Here is a 24,285-nt window from a genome sequence, read left to right as displayed (position 1 = left end):
CGAAAAAAAACTCAGACGCGTAACTTTATCGATCGACACAAGGGTAGCATTTCGTTTTGCGGCTTGGCTAGTCAGATAAATACGCCTTTTTCGATCGTCGCAAGGCCAAACGAGACCCCTGTTCTCGTGCTGGTTTTCCTCGATCATCTCCCTGAATTTCGGAGAACGTCTTCGAACCTTTCATGCCTCGAGCAGGGCTCGGCGGGGCTTGCCGCAAGCGAATCCAAGGATCGCCTGGATCACGGCATCCCTGTGCCCACCGATCCGATCGCGCTCGGGCAGGGACTTCGTGGGATTTCTCCGCTCGGAACCAAACTTACAAATGAATGGAGTCACCATGTTCGACAAGTTCAACAAGCTCAACAAGTTCAACAAGCTGATGAAAATCGTTCCCGTCCTTTGTCTCACCTGCTTCGCCATGGCCGCCGATTTCGATACGGTCGAAAATCTGGAAGGCACATACGCGTCGCTGAAAGCCCAACAAAAAGCGATCGCCACAAACATGGCCGAAGAGTACCTCGACATCATGGCCGATTACGACACCCTGGATCCGGAGTTCCAAGAAGGGCTGGTCGCGCTGAGAGAAGCGATCACTCGGGAAATCAACGCGCTTCAACCGGATTTCGACGTGTTGAAGGCCGGGTTGACGGCGAACGGCGTATTGCAAGCCATCAGCGGCTGCAACGCACAAGCCTGTGCCGAAGCTCAAGACGGCGTCACCAACACGGGCGTGGCCAAAGGCTTGGCCTACAGCGCCTGGAACGCCTGCCGAAGCTCTTCTCAGGCGGATCACGCCTATCTGTACCTGGCCGTGGCGGAGATCTTCGCGGGTCCGGCCCGCGATGCGGCCTGCGCGGCCAATCCCGACGTCGCCGATGCCAAGGATAAGTTGGGCAAAGCCTACAACAACGCCTACAAAGGCTGGATCGCGGCCAACAACGCCTTGAACCGCGATAACTGCCAGGAGGCCCAACCGGTTCTCAACCCCGCCATGGACGCTTGGATCAACTTCAACAACGCCAGAACTTACATGAACAACTGCTGGTAATCCACAAAACGAAGTCCCTTTGAAACGCGTCACTGCACGACCTGCCAGGGTAATGATCGACGCGGAGAAGGGAAACCCGAAACAGGGACGAGCGGTCGTTTTTTTCGACCGCTCGTTGTCGCATGCTCCGTACCCGAAGGTGGCCTTTCCCAAAAGCGAGGCACTCACGTTTTCGAGAGATTTGGCCAACGCCCTTCGGTCACGGGAAGCACCTTTCCATCATTGAAAATAACGGAGGTATTTCCCGCGACGAGCCAAATTTTCCCGTATAATGAATCCATCCCAAGTCAATTCATCGCCACGGGTAAATTTAAAACTTACCTACCCCTCGTCCTGTTCTGAAATTTTTCATCAAAGGACGGATCATGAACCCTACCTTCGACACCCTACAACAGGTCATGTCACTGAACTTTCTTTCCAACGCCGTGTCCTCGGTAATCGACACGTACGATGCCCTGCAAACCCTCGCACGACAACGCATCGGTGATACGCTCGCCGACAACACCGTTCAAGCCATGATCGGTCAATGGGACCTGGTTTGGGGTCCCGTCATCTTCTCCAACAGCGCCGATCCTTCGCAACCCGACAAAAAAGTCGTGGTCGACAACCTGATGTTCGTCGCCCAACGCAACGACAGCCAGGATTACGTGGTGGCCACCGCCGGCACCAACCCCATCTCCTGGTTCGGCTGGTTCGTGGAAGACTTTTCTGTGCGCGAAACGGTGCCCTGGCCGTACGGCACCGCACCGGCAGGGCTTGAACCGCGCATTTCCAAAGGCACCGCCGTCGGCGTGAACATCCTGTGGACCATGCAGGACCAAGGTCTGACGGTTCAGGATTTTCTCGAGCAACAGGTCGCGCAAGCCAGCGGCACGATGAACGTGACCGTCACCGGCCACAGCCTGGGCGGCGCCCTCTCGGCGGGCACAGCACTCGCCCTGTTCGACACCCAAGCCACCTGGAACCCCGACGGCAAAGCCGTGGTTGCGGCCGTTCCCTCGGCCGGCGCAACCCTCGGCGACGCCGATTTCGCCACCTACTATTCCCAGCAGCTCGGCCTGCGCACCAACCGCATTTGGAATTCGTTGGACATCGTGCCGCACGCCTGGAACCTGAGTCTGTTGGCTCAGGCCTCGAATCTCTACAGCCCGTTTCTTGCGCCCAACCTGCTCATCAACGGGTTCGTCGCCTTGGCTTCGTCCGCTGCGGCGGGTAACGGCTATACCCAGATCAACGCAGAAATGCCAGGGCTCCCCAGCCAGGTCAACCTGGACATGGTGTTTGCACCGACACCCCTTTCCTCGCTGCTGCTGGACCTGGTCCAGGATACGGTGACCGGGATTCTGAAGAAACATTTGTCCGGCATCACGCTGGATATCGCCGAGGCTTATGTCAAAGCGGTCATCGCCAAACTGAAACAGAAATGGGGCGAGGCGGCGTTTGACGTCCCCCAATCGGAAATCACCGCCCGCATGCAACAGGAAAACACCGCGGCCGATTTGAGCACCTTGGGTGCGGGTAGCTTACGGGTGGGCGAAACCAGCTTCCCGAACATCAACGATTTCCTGGCCTGGCTTCAACAGCAATTCAGCGGCTTGCTTTCCTTTTTGGGCCAAGCAGGCTACCAGCATGTGACGGTCTATTTCTATAGTCTGGGCATTCAGGAGCTCGTGGCACGGATGACCCAAATCGAACAAGAATCCTGAGCGCTCGCCCGGTCGCGATGCACGTTTCCCGCACCGGTTTTACGACCGGAAGCCATGGGTGCAATCGTCGACCGGGTGAATTTGGATCGCAGGTTGAAGACAACGGGCCTGCCGATCACGCGAAGATGCGGTCCAAGGCAAGTTCCAGCTCGGGGAATTCGGGTGGTCGCATCGTTTCAGGCGCGGCAAAAACCCCGGCGGATTGGTAGCCGGCCCCCTCGAGGTGAAACGTTTCGATACGGTCGAGATCGGGGTCGACGATCCAGTACGAAGGCACGGCCTCCCCAAGAGATGTTGGTTATCTACAGCATATACCCTTCACATGCGTCGTGAGTATTTAATATAATTATTATTTTCTTCAAAAAATCATTTTTACTCGAAAATAAATATTATCCCATCTTCGATCTTTGCCACAGGGCATCCCATCGACAAGCCCACCAGGAACGTCTATGATCGGAGCACGATAGCTCTCCCTTTCTGTTTCGGGCGCGCCATTCCCCTGGTCGAAGACAACGCCTGATCGCAACACCGATGATGGAGGCCGGCCATGGTATCGGCGGAGCACAGCCAGCGTGCCCACTGGCCGGAACACTACCTGGAGCACGACCCATGACGCTTGATCGTTCGCTCGAAAAATTCGAGAGTCAACAGTTTGAAAACGAAGACCTTTCCTACGAAGAGTTCAACGAAAAGCGATTCGTGGAGTGCCTGTTCACGAATTGCAATTTCACCGAAACCACCTTTTTCAAATGCGGGTTCGTCGACTGCCGCTTCCACGATTGCACCCTGGGCATGATCAAGCTCGACGGCTGCACTTTCTCCAATACCCACTTCGAGGCATCATCGCTGCGCGGGGTGAATTGGTCGGCGGTCTCCACACCCGAAATCCGGCTCTATTGCCCGGTGACGTTCAGCAACTGCATGCTCGACTACGCTTCGTTTTTCGGCATGAACCTCAAGCAGACCCGCATCCACGGGTGCATGGCCAGGAACGCCGACTTTCGCGAGGCCGATCTGAGCGAGGCCGATTTGACCCACACCGATTTCACTGACAGTGAATTCGACCAGACCAACTTGACGGGTGCCGATCTGCGCGATGCCAAGAATTACCGCATCGACGTCACCCGCAACAAGATCAAGAAGGCGCACTTTTCGATGCCGGAGGCCATGTCGTTGCTGTACATGCTGGGCATCGACATCAATTGATGGAGGCTCGTGCTTCATAGTATGAGGGGGATTTTTTTACCACAAAGGCCACAGAGTTCATGGAGAGTTAATTCATAACACCATTGTGACGTTTTATTAGTGAGCCTTCCGTTTTTTAGATCCTAACGGCATATTTTCTAGGTCCAATCCGGCAAGTCCAATCTGAGGATGGAGGTTCGTGCTTCATAGTATGATGGGAATTTTTTTACCACAAAGTTCACAGAGGCCACGAAGATGGAACTGACTAGACTTATGGAATATTTGATCCCATTTAGGTTCCCGTTTAATTGCCTGAAGTTCCATAACCTCCATTACTCGAAAAAGCGAATATAACCCAACCAATACAAACCCAACACGATCTCCCTCCATAACTCAAACGCCTGAACACGCTTGCACCAAAATCTCCGAAATCTTATTTCTTGTGTTACCTCCGCGAACTCCGTGAACTTTGTGGTGAAAATTCCCCAGTCACGAAATCAAGCCATGCACGGCCCCACACCCACCTTCACCCCATCAGCTTGTCCCGATAGAAATCCAGCCAAGCCTTGAGCTTCAGGGTCGCCCCACGGTGACTGGGATACACCGCGTAAAACCAAAAGGTCGGCGAACACCAGGGCGACAGGATCCGCACCAGGTCGCCCGAACGCACCGGCTCACGACTGAGGTAGCTCGGCAGCATGGCGATCCCGCCGCCGTCGATGGCCAATTGGCGGATCATCGTCAAGTCGTTCAAGACCGCGAACGGCACCACCTCGACCGTCTCCTGGCGCCCGTCGCCATCCACCAACACCCACTGATTGTACTTGGGCGAATCGCCCATCACCAGAAAGCGGTGGCCCGCCAAGTCGGCCAGGATTCGCGGGGTGCCGGCACGGGCCAGGTACGCGGGCGCGGCGAACAAGGCGGCGCGATCCCCGCCCAACCGCGTGTTGATCAAGGCCGAATCGCCCAAATCACCAAGCCGCACCACCGCATCGTATCCTTCGGCGATCAGGTCGACACGCCGATTCTCCAAATGCACCTCGAGCTCGATTTCCGGGTACTTCGCCAAGAATTCGCCCAGATGTGGCCCGAGCAGATGTTGCCCGATCGCCACCGAAGCGTTGATGCGCAAATGGCCGCGCGGCGTCTCCAGCAATTGGCTCAGCGATTCCCGAGCGCTGTTCGCCTCTTCCACGATGCGCTTGCAGTGCCGGTAATAGATCTGACCCGCTTCGGTCAGGTGCACCGAGCGCGTGCTGCGCTCGAGCAAACGCACCCCCAAGGCCTCCTCGAGGGTGGCCATGCGCCGGCTGACCTTGGATTTGGGCATCCGTAGCGCCCGCGCGGCGGGCGAGATCCCGCTGAGTTCGGCCACCTTCGCAAAAATGAGCATGTCGTTGAGATCGTTCACAGCCGTTCCTTTCATAGAACAATGTATTCCATTTTCACACACTAGTCACCAGTTTCGGAACGACGCATCATAGGCAAAACAGAACGGACCGGGAGAGTGGACCCGGCGAAGACCGAACCGAGATGCGGCTCGCGCTCGGTGACCGCTTCGCGAAGCTCCCCGCAGAACGACCGCCACCAAGGCAAGAGGAGTCACCATGATCAAGACCGTGAACGGCATCGCCCAATACCCCGAGGGTTATTCCGGTACCCCACACCGTGCCCCGGTAGAGGACCCTTTCATCTCACCCACCAATGCCGCATTGGTGCTCATCGATTACCAGGCGCACATCATGATGGGCGTGCGCAACATCGACCACGAGGAGCTGGTCAACAACGCCACCGGCCTGGTCAAATCGGCGGTGCATTTCGGCCTGCCGATCATTTTTTCCCACGTGGGCGTGGGCCTTACCGGCGCCCAGCCGTTCCTCGAAGAACTCACCAAGCTGGCACCCGACGCCGTGATCGTCGATCGCACCAACGTCAACGCCTGGGAAGAAAAGGAATTCGTGGCGGCGGTCGAGGCCACCGGTCGCAAAAAACTGATCATGGGCGGGCTCTGGACGGACGTGTGCCTGGCCTATCCGGCGATCGAGGCCGCCCGGAACGGCTACGATGTCCATGTACCGGAAGACACGATCGGCAGCATCTCCCAAATGGCTCACGACAACGGCATGCGGCGCATGATCCAGGCCGGCGTCAAGGCGCTCACCTGGAACGTGGTTCTGGCCGAGCTGCAACGGGACCACGCCCGCAAGGACACGGAGAAGGAAACGACGCGCATCTTCCTCGAGTACCTCTTCAAAATGGACCCGGACAAGGGTTGGCAGTAACCCGCGACAAGGAGTGACGGACATGATCGCCATCGAGAAAATCGACCATATCGGCATCCGCGTCAAAGAGAAGGCGCGGGCCACGACATTCTACGAACTGCTGGGCTTTGAACTGATCGTCGATACCGGCTTCGAAAAAGGCCATCCCATCATGATGCGCCATCCCTCGGGTATCGTGCTCAACCTGCTGGGCCCGGCCACCGTGCCGAGCGAGACCAACATCCTGATGGACGTGTCACCCAAGTACGCGGGCTACACGCACATGGCGCTGAAGGTCAAATCGCTCGCCGACCTGGAGGCCTTCCTGGCCAAACACCAGATCGCGATCACGGGCCGGTTCTCCTTCAAGGACATGAACTCGCTGTTCGTGCGCGATCCCGACCGCAACGTGATCGAGTTCGACGAGTACCCGGGTGACGATCCCGCATCCAGGCTGATGACGCCCGGCGACGACATCGACGCCTATCACGCGCATCCCTGAGCCATGAACACCAAACCTTCGGCCGCCCGGAAGGCACGGCCCATCGACCGGTCCGAGGGCACGGCCCCCGAAGAAGGCAATCTCGGCGTCGTGCTCGTCGTGAGTGCGGCGCTCTTCTTCGGGGTGCTCAACTCTTCCGGTGTCACCGTCATCCTGCCGGCGATGAGCCAGGCGTTCTCGATCGACACGGGACCGCTCAGTTGGGTGATGAGCGGGTATCTGCTGACCTACGGGATCGCGATCCCGTTCTACGGCCGGTTGTCGGACAAGCTCGGCGCCCGGCCGCTCTTCCTCGCGGGCATCCTGCTGTTCTCGATCGGCTCCGTATCCTGTGCATTCGCACCCAACTTCGCCTCGATGTTGGCCGCGCGCATTCTTCAGGCCGCCGGAGGTGCCGCCTTTCCCGGACTGGGCATGACCCTCGCCAGTCGAGCCTTCCCCGCGGAAAAACGCGGGCTGGTGCTCGGTGCCACCAGCGCCACCCTGGGGCTGGGCGCGGCGGTGGGTCCGCTGGTCGCGGGCGTCCTTTCCAACCTGCTGCGCTGGAACGCGTTCTTCGGCATGAGTGCCCTGGTCATCACGGTGTTCCCGGTGGCCTGGCGCCTGTTGCCTCGCGACGAGACGCGAACCGAAGGTCCCTTCGATTGGATCGGCGGTGGGTGCATGGCACTCTTCATCACCGGCCTGTTGTTCGCCGTTTCTCGTGTCAACCAGGCGGGCGCGTCGGATCCCCAAGTTCTGGTCGCGGTGTTCTTCAGCGTGCAGGGCCTGGCGGGGCTGGTCCTGCGGCAACGTTCGGCACCCGATCCCTTCATCCCGAGGGAGCTGGTCTACCACGCGCGCTACCTGCGTCTCGTCACGCTGGGATTTCTGGCGGCGCTGGTGAACCTGGCCGCCCTGATCGGCTTCCCGCTCATGCTGGCGAGCCAGAACGGCCTCGGCACCTTCGCAATCGGATTGGTGATGCTGCCCGAGGCGATGGGCACCGCCCTATGCGGCGTGCTCGCCGGGCGCCTGGTCGACCGCGTCGGGCCGCGTCTGCCCACCCGGTTGGGCGCCCTGAGCATGCTGGCCGCGATGGTCGCCATGACGTTCCTTTCCGGAGCTTCGCCCTTGGCCATCGCCGTGGTAGCCGGCCTGCTGGGTTCCGGTTTCGCCCTCCTGAACACGCCGATCGCGGCCATCATTTCGATCATCGTGCGGCCCACCGCGCTGGCCTCCGCCCTCAGCATGAACACGATGGTGTTCTTCATCGGCGGCAGTCTGGGCGCCGCGCTGTTCTCGTCGCTGATCGCCGTCGACAGCACGGCCGCCAACGCGTGGAACCCGCTCTACAGCGGACAGGCCATCGCCTACAGCAACGCCTTCGCCGTGCTGGTTTTCGTGGCAATCCTGGCAGTGTCGTTCGTGTGGCCCCTCCCCTCGAAAGCGATGGTGGAGGCCGAGAAGGCCGCCGAGGCGGCACCGGACGCCTGGACTCCGGACTGTGCCCTGCCCTGGTGTCCCGACCTCGAAGAGCGGTGCAGCACGCACGAAGCGATTTCCTGACAATGGTGAAGGCCTATCCCCCGGCGGGATCCGAAAACACGACGCTTCCGATAGGGGCGAAAGAGCGACCCCTATCGACATCGCGTAACCCTTCTCGCCAGGGCTTGGGAAACCCGCCCACCGTTTCACACGAAGCGTCGAAAGATGAGCGGCAAGGGTCGCTTGGATGACATGAGGACGGCGTACACGCCTGCACCGCGTACTTCCAGCCTGACCGGAGAGCATGCCGGAGGATTTCAGGTGAGGTCCTCCGACCGGTCCCGTTCACGACGCGGTCATTGAAACACAGTCTGTACCCGCGATTCGAGATACAAATCCGCCGTGTTTCGGGTTTCGAAAATGGCACGGGCCCGCCGCTCCACGAACGACACCGTCGCATCCGACAACGCGTTCCCGATGCTGAATCGCTTGACCCCAATCCGCTCCAAGGCGGCTACCTCCGTCATGTTCGGGAGAGACATCACATTGAGGGGTTTGTCTACCGATCTCACGATCTCGCCAATATCGTCCAAAGCACTGACACCCGGCACGAAGATCCCGTCGGCCCCACCTGCGGCATACTCGCGCGCCCGTTCGATAGTTTCTTCCAAGGGGTTGTCCAGTTGGAAATAGGTATCGATGCGGGCATTGATGAAAAAGTCAGCGAACCCACGCTTGTCCAGTTCGCTTCGAATGCGCGATAGCCAAGTACCGTGTTCGCGCCGATCGCGAAGGCCGGTGGTTCGTTTGAACGAATCCTCGATATTGATGCCCGCGGCCCCCAGCCCGGCGACCTTCAGCACGTTCTCCACGACCTCAGCTACGTCGTCGCCATAACCCGATTCGATATCGACGGTCACCGGCACCGCGACGGCGGCGACCATTTTTGCGACCGAAGACAACAGATCGTCGAAGCCGACCCGCTCGCCATCTTTGAAACCCATGGCGTTGGCCATCCCCCAACTGGTGGTGCCGATCGCTTTAAAGCCCGTTTGTTCCAGGACGATCGCCGACAATAAGTCCCACGCGTTGGGCAGGAACAAAACCTCGTCCTTTTGATGCAATTGCTGGAACCGAACTCGCTGGTTCATAAAATCCTCCTATTTCGTGTAAGTGTCGATTTACCGTTCAATCGTCGGACAGACTTCCCCTGACCCAGATCTACCGCATGGGTCATGCGTCGAGACCTCGGGGGCTTTTCCGCCGCGCCCACAGGGTGAGGCAGTCAGGACGAATACCCGATCCCCGCGGCAGACCAGGCCAGCGTCGATTTGCCGATCAAGATTAAGGTGTGGTTTTGCCGTTCAATCGCCGAACAGGTTTCCCTGACCCAGGTCTGCCGCATCGAAAACGCGACGACGTCTCACGGGCTTTACCGCCACGCCCTCGTGGGCCAGCAGCCAGGACTTGCGCTCGATACCCGCGGCAAACCCGGTCAGCGTGCCGTCACCGCCGATCACCCGATGGCACGGCACGACAATGGCCACTGGATTTCTGCCGTTGGCCGCACCAACTGCCCGCACAGCCTTGGGATTGTCGATCATCGCGGCGATGTCACCGTAGGAACGAACCTCGCCAAAGGGGATGGCACACAGACAGGACCAGACTTTTCTCTGGAAGGTTGTGCCGTGCAGGTCGAGGGGCAGGTCGAACCGCGTTCGTTCGCCCGCGAAATAAGCCTCTAACTGTTGCCTGCCCATTCCGGTGATGTCACTGGGCATCGGGGCATCCGTGGGCGGCTTTCCAAGGGAAATCCGGGTGACCCCCAGCTCGGAAGCCTCGATGGTGATCACCCCAACCGGGGACGCCAAAAACTCTCGGTGCATCATTGCAAACTCCACAACTGAAGGGTTAAGTAGCTTTGCCATGGAGAGGCCGCGTGGGGCTCGAGCGGCTGGTCCAGTTGCGCCATTCCCCTGGCCACCCCGAGATCGCCGTCCAAAAACACATCCGGATGGCTCGTGCCCCGCATTTGCGCCACCTTGACCGTCCCGGGCCCGATGCCGCGCAGGATCGACCAGGTTTGGGGATCGTCCGGATTGGCGTGGTTTCGGAAGTGTCGCGCAAAATCCTGGAGCGTCCGTCTGCGTGCGTTCGGGATGCTCAAAAAGGCGAGATCGCTTTCGGCAATGGCTTCGGGCGCTGGAAACCAACGCCTGTCGCCCAACGACCTGCCCAGCTCACGGACCAGATTCGCCACCGGGTTTGCGGCTGCCGGGACGGTCGCCTGCTGGCTCAGAATGGCGCAAACCCCCGCTTCGAACATGTTCCAACAGCCCGGTAAGCGCAGCCCCTTGCGCACCGGCTGGGAGTCCCCGAAGACCTGCTGCAGGTCGTCTTCCACCGACTGGATGTCTACGTCCAGATCGAGCAGGCGCCGGATATTGAGCACGATCGGCTTGAAATGAGACAGGTCATCGCACTCGATGGTCACGAGAAATTTGTGTTCCGCTCGCGCCCATTCGGCGGTGAAGTGCCCATGGCAACCCGACCAGGAAAAGGTCCGACCGTAAGATCGCTCATCGAGCCATTCCATTTCGGGAATCGCCCGCGCCTGCAGAAAGTTCCGCATGTGGGTCCAGTCATAGGGCGGGCGGTAGGACAGGTGAAGCCGAAGCTCCTGGGATCGAACCGCCCCGGATCTGCGCACCTGCGTCGGGGTCAATGCAAGCTGGTTCTGAAAGCAGTCATTGAAGCGGCGGACACTGTTGAATCCACTGGCCAGGGCGATTTGGTGGATGGGCAAATGGGTTTGGTGCAGGAGCTGTTTGGCGAACAGACATTGGTGATAGAGCGCAAAGGTCTTGGGCGACACCCCCAGGTGTTTTTGGAAGAGACGCCGCAAATAGCGATCGCTGACCCCCAATCGCGCAGCCACAGCGGGCACGGGTTGGTCCTGCAAGGATCCCGAATGAATCATCCGAATCGCCCGTTCCAAAGTCGTATTCACCCCATTCCAGACCGGCGAGCCCGGCGCGCTGTCGGGACGGCATCGCAGGCAGGGTCGAAAGCCGGCCTGCGCGGCTTCCACGGCCGAGGGATAGTAACGTACGTTTTCCTCTTTGGGGCTCATGACCGGGCAGATCGAGCGGCAATAGATCCCCGTGGTCTTCACCGCGATGAAGAACTTGCCATCGAACCGCGGATCGCGGGATTTCCTCGCCTTTCGACAGGTTTCGGCGCTGAGCATGGTCCCTCCAATCACAGGGTTCGATAAGACTATACTCCCTCGCGAGGGCGGGACTAGCCAGATTCGGAACCGAACCCTTCATCCACTCGCTGGACCCGCTCGGTGGTGACCCGTTCCCCGTCTCCGGTAGGAAGATCGCGTCGACATGGACTTCCCTTCCTTCTCTATCATTCTAATGATCCCGAATGGTTCCTTTTCCACATGCGAACGGTTCGAAAGACCGGCAGCTACCATCGCGCCCGCACCGTAACGACTTTCTCGACCCATGCTCGGAACCCTTCGAAAAAGATCCAGGGATTTCGGAAGTGATCCAAGGCGGTCTGGAACTCACGGAGTCGCCGCCCAGGCCGGTGGCCGGTGTGCCGGACCACGGATTGCCGGTGGCCGGTGTGCCGGACCACGGATTGCCGGTGGCCGGTGTGCCGGACCACCGGGTTTCAAGTGGGTAACTAATCGAAGCCAATCGCTAGGGAGTTCCCGCATTCACGAGAGAGGCGTCGTGCCATTCCGGCCGTGCCATACCGGCCCTGCCCGCCGCACATTAATATAGGTTGGAACTCCTCGCATGGATTACTTCGACAAGTTCATCCGGCGGGCTTACCGCCCCTGATGCCCCTACCTGGCACGACGAATCTCTCGGCATTCGAGCGCTCCGAACGGAACTTGCTCCACCAAAGACTTTGAACCTTATCTTCGAGCTTTACAGGGTCTGCTACATAAGAGCCGCGAACCAGCGGGCATACCCAGCTCGATTTCGAGAAAGAAACAGACCACCTGGTTTCTGGCGAAGGGCCATGGGTCGTTCATCCGAAAAATTTAGCGGGAACCCATGAACATCGGAAACCAGGAAAGGATCCGCATTTGCTATCGAATCATAGCCCTGCTTTTCCTGGTTTCCATTATTCCTGCCTTCTTGATTAAAATTTGACGACGGCAAAACCCAGCTCAGGTTGAATACACCACTTTGTTTCAAGAGAGAACAGGGAGATCTGATCGCCTATCGGCAAGCATTCCAAGTTCGTCACCTCCCGATCGCGGAAGGATGAACAGGTCTACCGGGCCCTGTCAGCATTTTCAAAACACCCCTGACCGATAAATCTGACAACCTCGCGCATCCTCACCAGATAACTCCTTCCGTTCCAACCAGTAACCCTATGGCACAGTGTGTGCCCTACGGGATCTACGTCGCGCGGTGCGGCTCGGGCTCGATTCGTTCGATCAGCCCCAGCCGACGCCCACCGATGTATGTCCCGATGACCCACGCATACATCACCGTTCGATCGGGTTCGACCGCACTGCCGGCAGCGACAAGACCCTGCTCTTGATTCCCCGATGGAACCCCCCGATTGAAAAGGTGATCGCGATGCGTGTCTCTCCCCTTCATCCCATGTCCCTGCCGATCCTCGTCGTTTTTTTCGGCGCCATCTCCCTGGTCAGCCACGTCCTGTTCCCCGTCGACGACGCCGCCCTCTTCCAGCGCCCCGATCGCCCACGAGCCCGTACGCCGGGCTCCTACAACGGCCTTTCGGCCTGGCATCGGCAACGCGCCTATCCCCACCACACCTTGCCCAAACAGGGTCTGGCGCAAGGCTTCCAACAGGCCGGCCAACACATGGCCAAGGCTGAAGCCCACTATAAGGACAGCGATCCCTGGACGCCGGTGCCCGCCGTGATCAGCGGCCGCACCCTGGCGTTGGCGTTCCACCCCACCCGCCCGGGCACGCTGTTCGCGGGTTCCGCCAGCGGCGGCCTCTGGCGCACCGATCAGGCGACCACCGAGCCCCACTGGGAACGCGTCCCCACCGGGTTCCCGATCCACGGCGTGGCCGCCATCGCCATCCATCCCGACAACCCCGACCTGATGCTGATCGGCACCGGCGAAGTCTACGGCTTCGAAGAGACTTTTCCCAGTTACGCCCGCCGCGAGACCCGCGGCAGCTACGGCATCGGCATCCTGAAGAGCGAGGACGGCGGCCGCACCTGGTCCATGAGCCTCGACTGGCGCAACCGCCAGGACAGCGGCATGCAGGATCTGGCCTTCGACCCCCACGATCCCGATCGGGTTTGGGCCGCCACCAGCGAGGGGGTCTATCGCTCCCCCGACCGCGGCAAGACCTGGACGCAGGTGCAGGCGGTGCCGATGGCCACCAGCCTGGTCCTGTTCCCCAACCGTCCCGGTCGGGTGCTGGTCGCCTGCGGCGGCTTCGCGTCGCCGGGCCACGGGCTCTACCTGAGCGAGGACCACGGCGCCACCTGGCACAAGCGCCAGGGCGGACTGCCCGAGCTCTTCGGCGGCAAGGCCATGCTGCACGCGTCGCAAAGCCATCCCGACACCGTGTACGCCACCATCGGCAACGGCCACATCGTCTGCAAGAACAAAAACGGCCAGCCTTCGAAGCTCGATCGGCCCTGCGACAACGCCACCTGGCTGTGCCGCTCCGAGGACGGCGGGCGCACCTGGACCCAAGTCAACGACAAGGATTTTTCCCAGTACCAGGGCTGGTACTGCCACTTCCCCTACGTCAACCCGCGCAACCCCGACCACGTCTTTCTCGGCGGGCTCCACCTGAACTTCACGGTCAACGGCGGGTTCACCATCTTCGAGCGAGACCCCCTGATCTGGGAGAACGGCTACCTGGGCGACATGCACGCGATGGCCTTTTCGCCGCACCATCCCGACCTGGCCTACCTCGCCGGCGACCAAGGCATGGCCGTCAGCAAGGACGGCGGCCTGAACTGGATCCCCGCCAACCAGGGCTACCACACCGTGCAGTACTACAACGGCATGGCCGTCTCGTCCTACGCGCCCAACACCGTGATCGGCACGGCCCAGGACATCGTCGGCGTGCTGGCGCTGCTGAGAGACGACGACGGCCAACCCGTCATGAACCAGTTCTTTTTCGGGCACGAGGCCGGCTACGTGGTCGTGGACCCGCGCCAACCCGATTACATCCGCGCCAGCGGCCCCTACCTCACCTTCCTGGAATCGATCGACGGCAGCTCGAGCCCGATTCCGCTCTGCACCGCGGTCCAGCCAGGCTGCGGCATCGAGACCCATGACCAGACCGCGACTTTCAACGCGCCCGTGCTCATGGCGCCCAGCAACCCGGACGTCCTCTACGCCGGCCGCAACGTCGTGTGGCGCAGCGACGACGGCGGCCAGACCTGGAAGGCCGGCAACGACGGGGTCCCCTTGGGCGCAGATCCCGTGCTGGCCATGGCCGTCTCGCCCACCGACGAAGACGTGGTCTACGTAGCCACCGCGCCCAACCACGACCGGCTGCACCTGTTCAAAACCACCGACGGCGGCAACACCTGGACCGAGATCACCGGCGACCTGCCCGACCGCTACGTGCCCGACCTGGCCATCGATCCCCGCGACGATCGGATCCTGTACGCCGCGGTTTCGGGTTTCGGCAGCGACCACCTCTACCGCACCCGCGACGGCGGTACCACTTGGGAGAGCCTGGATCGCGGCAACCTGCCCGACCTGCCCACCACCGCCATCGCCATCGATCCCGAGCATCCGCAGCACCTCTACCTCGGCAACGATCTGGGCGTGTTCGTGAGCCTCGACGGCGGGCACGCCTGGTCTACGCTGATGGACGGCCTGCCGGAGGCGATCCTGGTAGGCGACCTGGTCATCGATCCGGCGACACGCACCCTGAACCTGGGCAGCCACGGCAACGGCCTGTACACGCGTTCGCTGCTGGACCCGTTGCCAGGGGGCGTCGGCGCGGTACTGCCCTTCAGCGCGGTGTTGCCGGACATCCGGGAAGGCGGCGATGCCCACACCCTGATTGGGATCCTGCATCCGGGTGGCGCGAACCCCATCGAAATCGCCGATGTCCGCATCTCCGGGTTCACCGGGTCGGGTGGATCGCTGGGCCAGAGCGAGGCGCTCACCCACCTCGAGCCAGGCCAGAGTGTGCTGGTCCCCGTGGCCGAGCTGTTCCCCGAGTTGCCCAGTGCGGTCCACTGGCTTCGGGTGGAGAGCGATTCGGAATTGATCGTCTTCGCGGAGTTGAGCGATCGCGAAACCCGCTCGGCCTACCTGGCCAATCCCGCCACCACCACGACCTATCTGCCCCACGTGGCGCGCGACACCGCCCAGTTCCGCACCGACCTGATCGCGGTCAACCCCGCCACCGGCGAAGTGGACGTCGAAGTCCAGGCCTTTCCAGCCGGCGCCAGTGCACGTCCCATCGGCCTGGGTCTCGGCCTGACGCGGGCGTCCAGCGACGTGGCGCGGCTCTTCGACGGCGATCTCAGCGACATCTCCTGGGCCCGCCTTTCCGGAACGACCCCGCTCGCGGCCATGGCGCGTTTCACCCGCCTGCCGGGCCACCGGGAAACCGCCGCGCTGGGTCTCCACGGCGTGCGCGGCACCGAATTGAACCTGCTGCACGTGGCCGCGGATACCGGCCAGTTCTGGACCGGGTTGGTATACATCAACACCGGGAACGACAGGGCCGAAGTGGTCGAGGAATCGTTCGACGCGGCCGGCAACCTGATCGGCAGCCACACCCTGGCGGTTACGCCCCACGCCAAGCAGACCCTGCTGTTCGACGGGGAAACGGTTCGCAGCGGCGACCCCCGCATTCGGGCCGGCACGGCGTGGATGCGCATTCGGGCCAACCAACCGCTGATCGGCTACGAGCTGTTAGGCGCGCCCACCTCGAGCGGCAACGAGCTGTTCGCCGGTTTGCAGGGCAACACCGCCGCGGCCGCGCGATTGATCTACCCCTTCCTGCGCAGCGACCCCACCCAGTGGACCGGCCTGGTGGCCGTCAACACCGATGATCGCGCGGTGGAGGCGGAAGCGGTTCTCTACAACCGTGCCGGCGAAACGGTGGCCCGCAATCCCTTGGGGACGGTGCAGGCCGGCCAGAAAATCACGCGGCTGGTGCGGGACCTCTTCCCGGGAGCTCCGATCGACGGGGGTCACGTGGAAATCGAGGCCACGCGCCCGGTCCTGGCGGGGTTCCAGCTTTGGGGCGACGATGGCGCGGACCACCGCCGCTTCCTGGCGGGCATCTCGGCGATCGGTCGGTAGGTGGCGATCGGTGTTTGCCGCGGAGCAAACTCCAAATCCGAAGCAACGAAAGCATGCAGCGCCCGCCTCCAAAGAGGGTCGGCGTTGCAGGAGCCAGGGCACGGCCGGCATGGCCGCTGGGCCAACCAATCGAAGCAACCCAAGCAACAGCAATCAATTGCGCCAAAGAGCGAAGCCGATCATTTCCCTCACGACCCCAATCGAAAGCCGTGAGGTCCAAAGTTCCCGCATCTCGAGAGCGGCGTCAGGCCTGTAGGTTGGCCCGCCGGGCCGACAAATCGAAGCAACCCAAGCAACATCAAGTAATTGCGTAATTGAGCGAAGCCGATCATTTCCCCTAACGACCCCAATCGAATGCCGAAAAGTCCAAACTCCCCGCATCTCGAGAGCGGCGTCGAGCCTGTAGGTTGAGCAGCTTGAGGCTGTGTGAAAACTCATAACATGTATATTTATCAGTATTTTACGTTTATTTTTGCGCAATTTTGTGCTATAAGTCTTTTAAAACAAGTGAGGTATCCGTGTTTTATGAGATACATTTCAGGCACTCCTCGTGATCAAACCCAGATGTTTCCTCCCCTCATGGACGACTTTGTTGCTGAGGAGAATCCGGTTCGGTTTATTGATGCTTTTGTCGACTCGCTCGACATGGAAGAACTTAAATTCGTACGTTCCGAACCTAAAAAAACCGGGCGCCCTGGCTACGATCCCAAGGACCTGATCAAGCTCTATATCTACGGATATCTCAACAAGATACGTTCCAGTCGAGGCCTCGAAAAGGAAACCCATCGGAACGTAGAGCTGATGTGGCTGATGCGTGGTCTGAAACCCGACTTCAAAACGATTGCCGATTTTCGCAAGAACAACAAAAAGGGGATCGCTGGGGTATTTCGCCAGTTCACCCTACTCTGCAAAAAGAACCAATTGTTCGGCTGTGAATTGCTCGGTATTGACGGCAGCAAGTTCAAAGCAGTCAACAGCCAGGCACGGAACTTCAATGCCTCGCGTTTGGCGAAGGTGATAAGCCAGATCGAAGAACGCATCGAAGACTACCTGGAAAAGCTGACCAAGCAGGACGAGAAAGAGGCAAAGGTTCAAAAGGCGACCAAGAAAGAGCTGAGAGAAAAAATCCGCAAGTTGACGGAGCAAAAGGAGGAATTGAAGGAGGCCGAAACTCGGTTGAAGGAGAGCCAAGATAGTCAGGTATCTCTTACAGATGAGGACGCCCGTGCAATGAGGGGAAGGCATGGGAAGACAGTGGGTTACAACGTGCAAATCGGAGTGGATCACAAGCACAAGCTGGTGGCGGCGGTGGATGTCAACCAAGCGCGAAACGATAAAGACCAGTTGAGTGGGATCAGCCTAAAATCAAAGGAAAATCTGGGGATCGAAAAGTGCGAGGTTGTAGCGGACAAAGGATATTACAGCCATCAGGAAATGGCGAAGTGTTTGGATGAAGGGATTACACCGAGGGTGCCTCCCTGTAGAACCCGGCAGCAGACATCGGGTCGATTCACGAAAGAGGCATTCGTTTACGACAGGGACGCGAACACCTACACGTGCCCGAACGGAGAGGTGTTGGAGCCCTTGAAAAAGAAGAGCTCAGAACAAGCGAAAACCATCTATAAAACGAAGGCTTGCAAAGGATGCCCGCTCAGAGATCAATGCACCACCGCAAAAAGCGGTCGACAGATCGAGAGAAGCGCATATGAAGATCAAATCGAGGAGTTAGAGCGGGAGAGCAAGAAAAAGGGCTTCCTGCAAAAGGCCCGAAAAGGGCTGGTGGAACATCCGTTTGGGGTGCTAAAGGCGAGCTTCCAGTATGGGAGTTTCTTAACGAAAGGAATGGAGAACGTGAGGACAGAAATGAACTTGGCGGCCCTGGCCTACAACATGAAGAGGTTCTTCAACATCATGGGACAAGAAAGACTGATGGAAGCTCTGTAAGAATAATACCGCGACTGAGTTGTAAGTTGTTTTAACCAAGCTAATTAAAAGATCAGGTGCTACCTCACCAGAAAAAGGAGACAGAAACCATCACCCCAAAGCCAACAAGATAAGGATTAAGTTGCGGAACGGCCGGAACGGCCGGTGAAGAAAAAGAACCGGTGCAGGCCGAAACGAGGGAATTCAGGGTTTTCACACAGCCTCAGCTTGCTCAACCAATCGAAGCAACCCATTCATCGACAATGAGTTACAGCATCAAGCGCAGCCCTAGTCTCCACCAGCTCGCCCTTTGTCGAAGCACCATCGTTCCCGGTTCCCGCATCACGAGGGAGACGTCGAGCCTGTAGGTTGGCCCGCCGGGCCGACAAATCGAAGCAACCCAAGCAACAGCATTCAATTACGCAATTGAGCGAAGCCGATCATTTCCCTCACGACCCCAATCGAAAGCCGAAAAGTCCGAACTCCCCGCATCTCGAGAGCGGCGTCGAGCCTGTAGGTTGAGCAGCTTGCTCAACCAATCAAAGCAACCCATTCATCGACAATGAGTTACAGCATCAAGCGCAGCCCTAGTCTCCACCAGTTCGCCCTTTGTCGAAGCACCATCGTTCCCGGTTCCCGCATCACGAGGGAGACGTCGAGCCTGTAGGTTGGCCCGCCGGGCCGACAAATCGAAGCAACCCAAGCAACAGCATTCAATTACGCAATTGAGCAAAGCCGATCATTTCCCACACGACCCCAATCGAAAGCCGAAAAGTCCAAACTCCCCGCATCTCGAGAGCGGCGTCGAGCCTGTAGGTTGAGCAGCTTGCTCAACCAATCGAAGCAACCCATTCATCGACAACGGGTTACATCACCGAGCGCAGCCCTAGTCTCCACCAGCTCGCCCTTTGTCGAAGCACCATCGTTCTCGGTTCCCGCACCACGAGGGAGACGTCGAGCCTGTAGGCTAGGCACGCCCTGCATGGCTGTCAGCCCGACCAATCGAAGCGACATCAGCCTCGGCTGATCTTTGGTCCCAAGAGCGAAGCCAAGAATTCTCCCGTGCGGACAGATGCCAAGAATCCTGCATTCTCGAGCACGCCGGCAACTCTGAACCCATTCGCCTCGATCGGTTGGGCACGCCCGGTATGCCACGGCCCTGCAATACCGACTGTGCTTGAGCCACAGGCACGACGGCTCTTTTTGGGATGTGAGAATTTGGGAACCTATCGCTCCGATCGGGTCTCACACGCGAGAATTTGGACTTCGCTTTTTGGCGTAATTGGTTGCTGTTGCTTGGGTTGCTTCGATTGGTTGAGCAAGCTGCTAAACCTATAGGCCTGGCGCCCCTCTCACGATGCGGGGACTTTGGACTTGGCTACTTCGGATTGGGGCCGCGAGGGAAATTCCGGGCTTCGCTCAATTACGTAATCGCTTGCTGTTGCTTGAGTTGCTTCGATTGGTTGAGCAAGCTGCTCAACCTACAGGCCTTACGCCCCTCTCACGATGCGGGGACTTTGGACTTGGCTACTTCGGATTGGGGCCGCGAGGGCAACTCCGGGCTTCGCTCCTTGGCGTAATTGCTTGCTGTTGCTTGGGTTGCTTCGATTGGTTGAGCAAGCTGCTCAACCTACAAGCCTGACCGCGCTTGCGATCAGGCGGGCTCGGCAGCTCGGGGGTGCCTACGAGCCTCGAGGGACGCCGATACGGATCGGCGCCCCCATTCACGAAGCGCAAGTTGCCAGACGTTTGGCGCGGCATTACGCCGGCACGAGACCGTTACATGCAGTTAATGCAGCGGTAGAGTTGCGTCTGTTGGATCATGCGCTCGATTTGCCCTTCGGTGAACTCGTCGCGGCATGAATCCGGGGTGTAATTCATGTGGTTGTGGATGGGCGCATCGAGGAGACCCGCGCACGATTGGGAAGGAGCGCATTCCCTGCCCGATACCCAAAGGTCGTGAGCCGGTGTGTCATCGACGCCATCACCGACCTCCGGGAAAATGTCGTCGTCAAGGCATCCACCCTGGAAAGTGTGATAGAGACCCAGCCAATGACCGACTTCGTGGACCAGAACGTCGCCCTCGCCACCGTTCGGGTTACCGCCCCCCGGAAGGGATCCGTAGTCGAGGGTGATGCCGTCCTGGTCGACGCCATCGCGCGCAAGATCCATGGGGAAGGTCGCCCGTCCATAAAACAAATCCGAAACTTCGGCCAGGTAGATGTTCAGCGCCCAATTGTCCCCGCGATGAAGGGCTCCTTTGGCTTCTTCGGCCGTATCGTCATGGACCATGCCCGTGAACCAATCCACGTTCACGGTGTACACGATGTCGGAAGTGTAGAAGCTGAAGGGGGTGTCGACGAACGCATCGTTCATAATGGAAATCTGATCGTTGAACTGGCGGCGCAACCGACCTTGTTCGATCATCGTCAATTGGTGATCCGAAATGACCTGCCAGATGATGGGGACGCTCCAGACGAGCTTGTAGTGATGGAGGGTTTTCAGGTTGGTGTTTTGGGCGACCAATTCCCGAAATGCCCATTCTCGCATCCCCACGTCATCGGGGGTTGGGGTCCCACACATCTCGAATCCTGGCCGAAAGTAGGATGAATCGCTTTGTGGAACCATACTTTTGAAACCTGACCCTGGGCGAAATAGGTATTGCTCGCCAGCAAGGTAAAAATCGTCAAAATAGTCAAAATGAGTTTTTCCATAAAATCAACTCCTGGTCATTCACACATGAAAAAATCTTCAATCCCTGTCAGATCAGAAGGGGTCTACACCTTGAATTCCCGCCAATCACGAAATTCCGCCAAATTATCTGAGCGCCTAAATAACTCCTCACCCAAAAATCCACGAATCCTTTGATACCAACCGTTTGGCCACTCAGCAGAAAAATGTCCGTCTCGCGAAATCCTCACAACACGCGACCAACCATCCAGCCTGGACCATCGAGACATCGGAGCCGGGGGCCAGGTACCTGGTACCACATCACCCATCCTTCGATTGCTTCGAGGGCCGGGTTCGACCTACACTGGGGCGATATCTCCAATCAGGGAGGTAGGGTTCATGCGGGAAACCCTTCCCCAATCGCTGAGGTCGGTTTTGGACATCTTGTGGGCGATCTTCAGAGTGGCGGCCCTCGCGGCGCTGGGCTACTGTGCCCTGCTGTTCGTTTTTCAGAGAAGGCTGCTCTTCCCAGCGCCCAACCAGCGACTACCGGATCCGCTCCCGCCTGGCGTGGCCCACGTACCGCTGGACCAGGGATTCGGCCTGTTCATGAACGCCGCGCGGCATGCCGACGACCGCAGGCCGGTCATGATCTTCGCCCATGGCAACGGCGAATTGGCTCACTACTGGATCGATGCGTTCGAAGACTTGATCGATCGCGGAATTTCGGTTCTGATCTTGGAGTACGCGGGTTACGGCGGCGCCCCGGGCAGTCCCTCGCTGGCCACGTTGCGCGACGGAGCCCTCTCGGCCTACGACGCCATGGCGGCGCGAACCGACGTGGATTCAAGCCAGATTTTCGCCTACGGGCGATCGATCGGTTGCGGCGCCGTCGGCCTCTTGGCCGATCGGCGACCCCTCGCGGCGCTCGCCCTGGAATCCAGTTTCTCGACCCTGGTGAAGCTGGCCTACGAACACGGATATCCCGGCTTTCTGCTGCGGGACCGATTCGACAACCTGACCGTCTTGCAGAAGTTGGAGATTCCCGTGTTCCTCTATCACGGAGCCAGGGACGATCTCATTCCCATCTCCCACGCCCACCTTCTGCAGGAAGCCGCCCCCCACGCCACGTTCGTCGAAGGCGCCTGCGGCCACAACGACTGCCCCCGTCCCTGGCCGCAACTGCTGACGTTTCTGGAATCGGCGGGTATCCCGCTCCGCCCCGAGGAGGGCGAGGGTTCCTGAAAAGACTCCCGGCGCAAAGCCACCGCCTGCGGTTCCCGCATGACGAGCGCTCTCTTGAAACAAACCTGCCCGAAGTGCCCGAATACCGAGAGATTCGTCGTGCCCGGTAGGTACATCCGCTGGATGTACTTTTCGAAGTGACTCATGATCAGAGTTCCCGAATGCTTTGAGAGTCGGCACCGCAGTACGGTGGCCGGCCCGGCCGACACTTCGGAGCGGTCAAGGCTGCGAAAATACGGAACGCCAAAAAGCGAAGCTCCAACCAAAGCAGGGCTCCGGAATGTGCGACCAGCGGTCGGCACCTACCTGGCACGACGCCCCATTTCGCCTTGTTTCTTTCTCGAAATCAAGCTGGGCGCCCGTCTCGTTTGTTCGGGGCTCTCTTGAAAACAAAGTGGTACTTTCGACCGGAGATCGGTCTTGCCGTCATCGAAACAAAATCAAGAAACCGGGTCGTCTGTTTCTTTCTCGAAATCGAGCTGGATATGCCCGCTGGTGCGTGGCTCTTATGTAACAAACTCTGTAAAGCTCGATGGTAACGCTAAAGTCACATCGAAGAAATCCCCGAACTCGAACTTATAGCGCAGGCTCGCAACGGTGGTCCGCGTCAGGGTCTCGAGAAGAAGGTCCTCGGAAGATTCAACACCTGGCAACGAGGAATCGACAACGAACTTGCAAAAGCCACAACGTCTGGGCGCACGCCTTCCGATTTACCGGCGCGGCCGGTTCTTTTTGGTTCGTTAGTTTGTTCTGGCTAAAGGTCGGCTTAGATTTTTTCCAAGGCCTGTTTCAAGTCGGCAATCAGGTCAGCGCTTGACTCCAGTCCCGTCGAGAAACGCAACAGTCCTTCTCCCACTCCCGCGGCATTTCGTTCCGCTGCGTCCAAGCCTGATTGGACGACCGTTGCCGGTTTGACGATCAGCGATTCGGTGCCGCCCAGGCTGGGGGCGAATAGGATCAGGTCAAGCAAGTCGATCAATCGGCGAGCGGCATCACTTCCGGCTTTCAACTCAAAGCTGACAATGCCCCCGAACCCTCGGAAATGACGTGCAGCCATGCGATGTCGAGGATGGTGTTCCAAGCCGGGGTAATTGACCGATGCCAACGCGGGATGCCCGTCGAGGTAACCGGCGACTTCCAATGCTGTCGCATTCTGATGGGTGAGCCGGACTGCCAAAGTTTTCAATCCGCGAAGCAAAAGAAAGGCTGCATGGGGATCTAACGAGCCGCCGAAATGGTTCTGTTTATGGAGCAGGGTCTCGATCAAGCGTGCCGAACCCATGCACGCACCGGCAATGACATCGCTGTGGCCATTGAGGTATTTGGTCGCGGAGTGAACCTCCAGGTCGAAACCCAGCGGAATCGGTTGGAAGTTGTAGGGCGAGGCAAAGGTGTTGTCGATGACACTGAGCAAGCCGTGCTTCCGGGCATAGGCGACGACGGCTTCGAAGTCGGGGATTTCCAGGAGGGGGTTGGACATGGATTCCACATAGATCATGCGGGTTTTTGGCGGGATGGGCTGGGGCCAGGATGCGGGATCGCCGGCATCGATGAACTGATGGGTGATCCCGAAACGCGCCAGTTCGTGCGTGATCAAGGTGTGGGTGCCCCCGTACACGCAGTTTTGCATCAAGAGGTGATCGCCAGGGGACAACAGACTCAGGAGCAGATTCGAAATCGTGGCCATGCCGCTGGCTGAGACCAACGCCGCTTCGGCGCCGGCCAGTGCGGCCAACTTGTCGTGGAGGGCCAACTGGTTGGGATTGTTGGACAAGCGCGTATAACGAATTGCGTTGTAATCATGTTCATGGGGGTCTTCGAACGTGCTGGTCTGGAAGATGGGCATGGCGACCGAGCCCAAAATGCCGGGTCGCGGTTCACCGGCGTGGATGAGTTGGGTCTCGAAATCGTGGGCCTGCTGACTCATGGGGGCCTCCTCGAAAGAATGGCAGTATGGGTTTCTGCACCC

At 59.2% G+C, this 24,285-nt stretch carries 16 protein-coding genes; 9 read left to right on the top strand and 7 right to left on the bottom strand.

The annotated features are described in order from the left end of the window. Positions 1–337: 337 nt before the first annotated feature. Together J3U87_RS24870 and J3U87_RS24865 are read left to right on the top strand one after the other, a co-directional pair. A complete protein-coding gene (locus tag J3U87_RS24870; protein WP_237378488.1) occupies positions 338–1,048 on the top strand; it encodes a hypothetical protein in 711 nt (236 codons plus the stop codon). A gap of 365 nt (positions 1,049–1,413) precedes the next feature. Further along, entirely contained in the window at positions 1,414–2,754 is a 1,341-nt protein-coding gene (locus tag J3U87_RS24865) for a lipase family protein (protein ID WP_237378487.1), read from the top strand. Positions 2,755–2,869: 115 nt separating this feature from the next. Here J3U87_RS24865 and J3U87_RS24860 read toward each other — a convergent pair whose 3' ends face one another. Further along, positions 2,870–3,031, bottom strand: a complete 162-nt coding sequence (locus J3U87_RS24860) for a Uma2 family endonuclease (RefSeq protein ID WP_237378486.1) — start codon at positions 3,029–3,031, stop codon at positions 2,870–2,872. A gap of 332 nt (positions 3,032–3,363) precedes the next feature. On the opposite strand from J3U87_RS24860, the gene J3U87_RS24855 reads away from it, so the two are divergent. Continuing rightward, the gene (locus J3U87_RS24855; protein ID WP_237378485.1) at positions 3,364–3,960 is read left to right on the top strand and encodes a pentapeptide repeat-containing protein; all 597 of its coding nucleotides are present in this window, start codon (positions 3,364–3,366) and stop codon (positions 3,958–3,960) included. 505 nt (positions 3,961–4,465) lie between these two features. Here J3U87_RS24855 and J3U87_RS24850 read toward each other — a convergent pair. Beyond that, positions 4,466–5,353: a LysR family transcriptional regulator gene (locus J3U87_RS24850; RefSeq protein WP_237378484.1), complete on the bottom strand. Its 888-nt coding sequence runs from the start codon at positions 5,351–5,353 to the stop codon at positions 4,466–4,468. A 196-nt stretch (positions 5,354–5,549) separates the two neighbouring features. Between J3U87_RS24850 and J3U87_RS24845 the strand changes: the two genes are divergently transcribed. The 3 genes from J3U87_RS24845 to J3U87_RS24835 are packed head-to-tail and all read left to right on the top strand — an operon-like array spanning position 5,550 to position 8,253. Continuing rightward, the gene (locus J3U87_RS24845) at positions 5,550–6,224 is read left to right on the top strand and encodes an isochorismatase family protein (RefSeq protein WP_237378483.1); all 675 of its coding nucleotides are present in this window, start codon (positions 5,550–5,552) and stop codon (positions 6,222–6,224) included. Positions 6,225–6,246: 22 nt separating this feature from the next. Continuing rightward, entirely contained in the window at positions 6,247–6,705 is a 459-nt protein-coding gene (locus J3U87_RS24840) for a VOC family protein (RefSeq protein WP_237378482.1), read from the top strand. Positions 6,706–6,708: 3 nt separating this feature from the next. Beyond that, a complete protein-coding gene (locus tag J3U87_RS24835) occupies positions 6,709–8,253 on the top strand; it encodes an MFS transporter (RefSeq protein ID WP_237378481.1) in 1,545 nt (514 codons plus the stop codon). A 275-nt stretch (positions 8,254–8,528) separates the two neighbouring features. Here the strand turns inward: J3U87_RS24835 and J3U87_RS24830 are convergent, their stop codons facing one another. The 3 genes from J3U87_RS24830 to J3U87_RS24820 form a co-directional block, all read right to left on the bottom strand. After that, entirely contained in the window at positions 8,529–9,323 is a 795-nt protein-coding gene (locus J3U87_RS24830; protein WP_237378480.1) for an isocitrate lyase/PEP mutase family protein, read from the bottom strand. A 213-nt stretch (positions 9,324–9,536) separates the two neighbouring features. Further along, complete coding sequence (locus tag J3U87_RS24825) at positions 9,537–10,061, bottom strand: methylated-DNA--[protein]-cysteine S-methyltransferase (protein WP_237378479.1); 525 nt, start codon at positions 10,059–10,061, stop codon at positions 9,537–9,539. Beyond that, positions 10,058–11,422 (bottom strand): AlkA N-terminal domain-containing protein, encoded by a 1,365-nt coding sequence (locus J3U87_RS24820; RefSeq protein ID WP_237378478.1) that lies wholly within the window; start codon positions 11,420–11,422, stop codon positions 10,058–10,060. Before J3U87_RS24820 ends, J3U87_RS24825 begins: the two co-directional genes overlap by 4 nt. A gap of 1,363 nt (positions 11,423–12,785) precedes the next feature. On the opposite strand from J3U87_RS24820, the gene J3U87_RS24815 reads away from it, so the two are divergent. Together J3U87_RS24815 and J3U87_RS24810 are read left to right on the top strand one after the other, a co-directional pair. Further along, positions 12,786–16,478, top strand: a complete 3,693-nt coding sequence (locus tag J3U87_RS24815; RefSeq protein WP_237378477.1) for a VPS10 domain-containing protein — start codon at positions 12,786–12,788, stop codon at positions 16,476–16,478. A gap of 525 nt (positions 16,479–17,003) precedes the next feature. Then, complete coding sequence (locus J3U87_RS24810; protein WP_237377403.1) at positions 17,004–18,422, top strand: IS1182 family transposase; 1,419 nt, start codon at positions 17,004–17,006, stop codon at positions 18,420–18,422. 1,758 nt (positions 18,423–20,180) lie between these two features. Here J3U87_RS24810 and J3U87_RS24805 read toward each other — a convergent pair. After that, positions 20,181–20,984 carry a M43 family zinc metalloprotease gene (locus tag J3U87_RS24805; protein ID WP_237378476.1) on the bottom strand — a complete coding sequence of 268 codons (804 nt, stop codon included), beginning with the start codon at positions 20,982–20,984 and terminating at the stop codon, positions 20,181–20,183. Positions 20,985–21,470: 486 nt separating this feature from the next. Between J3U87_RS24805 and J3U87_RS24800 the strand changes: the two genes are divergently transcribed. Continuing rightward, entirely contained in the window at positions 21,471–22,316 is an 846-nt protein-coding gene (locus J3U87_RS24800) for an alpha/beta hydrolase (RefSeq protein WP_237378475.1), read from the top strand. A 766-nt stretch (positions 22,317–23,082) separates the two neighbouring features. Here J3U87_RS24800 and J3U87_RS24795 read toward each other — a convergent pair. Further along, positions 23,083–24,243 carry a trans-sulfuration enzyme family protein gene (locus tag J3U87_RS24795; RefSeq protein ID WP_237378474.1) on the bottom strand — a complete coding sequence of 387 codons (1,161 nt, stop codon included), beginning with the start codon at positions 24,241–24,243 and terminating at the stop codon, positions 23,083–23,085. Positions 24,244–24,285 lie beyond the last annotated feature (42 nt).

Source organism: Sulfidibacter corallicola (assembly GCF_017498545.1).
Lineage (GTDB): Bacteria > Acidobacteriota > Holophagae > Acanthopleuribacterales > Acanthopleuribacteraceae > Sulfidibacter > Sulfidibacter corallicola.
Note: the sequence above shows the minus strand (reverse complement) of the source record. Positions and strands in the feature narration are given on the sequence as shown.

Coding starts and splice junctions, on each gene's coding strand:
- J3U87_RS24845 (WP_237378483.1), top strand. CDS start 5,550: ATGATCAAGACCGTGAACGGCATCGCCCAATACCCCGAGGGTTATTCC.
- J3U87_RS24800 (WP_237378475.1), top strand. CDS start 21,471: ATGCGGGAAACCCTTCCCCAATCGCTGAGGTCGGTTTTGGACATCTTG.
- J3U87_RS24870 (WP_237378488.1), top strand. CDS start 338: ATGTTCGACAAGTTCAACAAGCTCAACAAGTTCAACAAGCTGATGAAA.
- J3U87_RS24855 (WP_237378485.1), top strand. CDS start 3,364: ATGACGCTTGATCGTTCGCTCGAAAAATTCGAGAGTCAACAGTTTGAA.
- J3U87_RS24830 (WP_237378480.1), bottom strand. CDS start 9,323: ATGAACCAGCGAGTTCGGTTCCAGCAATTGCATCAAAAGGACGAGGTT.
- J3U87_RS24825 (WP_237378479.1), bottom strand. CDS start 10,061: ATGATGCACCGAGAGTTTTTGGCGTCCCCGGTTGGGGTGATCACCATC.
- J3U87_RS24840 (WP_237378482.1), top strand. CDS start 6,247: ATGATCGCCATCGAGAAAATCGACCATATCGGCATCCGCGTCAAAGAG.
- J3U87_RS24810 (WP_237377403.1), top strand. CDS start 17,004: ATGAGATACATTTCAGGCACTCCTCGTGATCAAACCCAGATGTTTCCT.
- J3U87_RS24835 (WP_237378481.1), top strand. CDS start 6,709: ATGAACACCAAACCTTCGGCCGCCCGGAAGGCACGGCCCATCGACCGG.
- J3U87_RS24820 (WP_237378478.1), bottom strand. CDS start 11,422: ATGCTCAGCGCCGAAACCTGTCGAAAGGCGAGGAAATCCCGCGATCCG.
- J3U87_RS24815 (WP_237378477.1), top strand. CDS start 12,786: ATGCGTGTCTCTCCCCTTCATCCCATGTCCCTGCCGATCCTCGTCGTT.
- J3U87_RS24805 (WP_237378476.1), bottom strand. CDS start 20,984: ATGTGTGGGACCCCAACCCCCGATGACGTGGGGATGCGAGAATGGGCA.
- J3U87_RS24795 (WP_237378474.1), bottom strand. CDS start 24,243: ATGAGTCAGCAGGCCCACGATTTCGAGACCCAACTCATCCACGCCGGT.
- J3U87_RS24865 (WP_237378487.1), top strand. CDS start 1,414: ATGAACCCTACCTTCGACACCCTACAACAGGTCATGTCACTGAACTTT.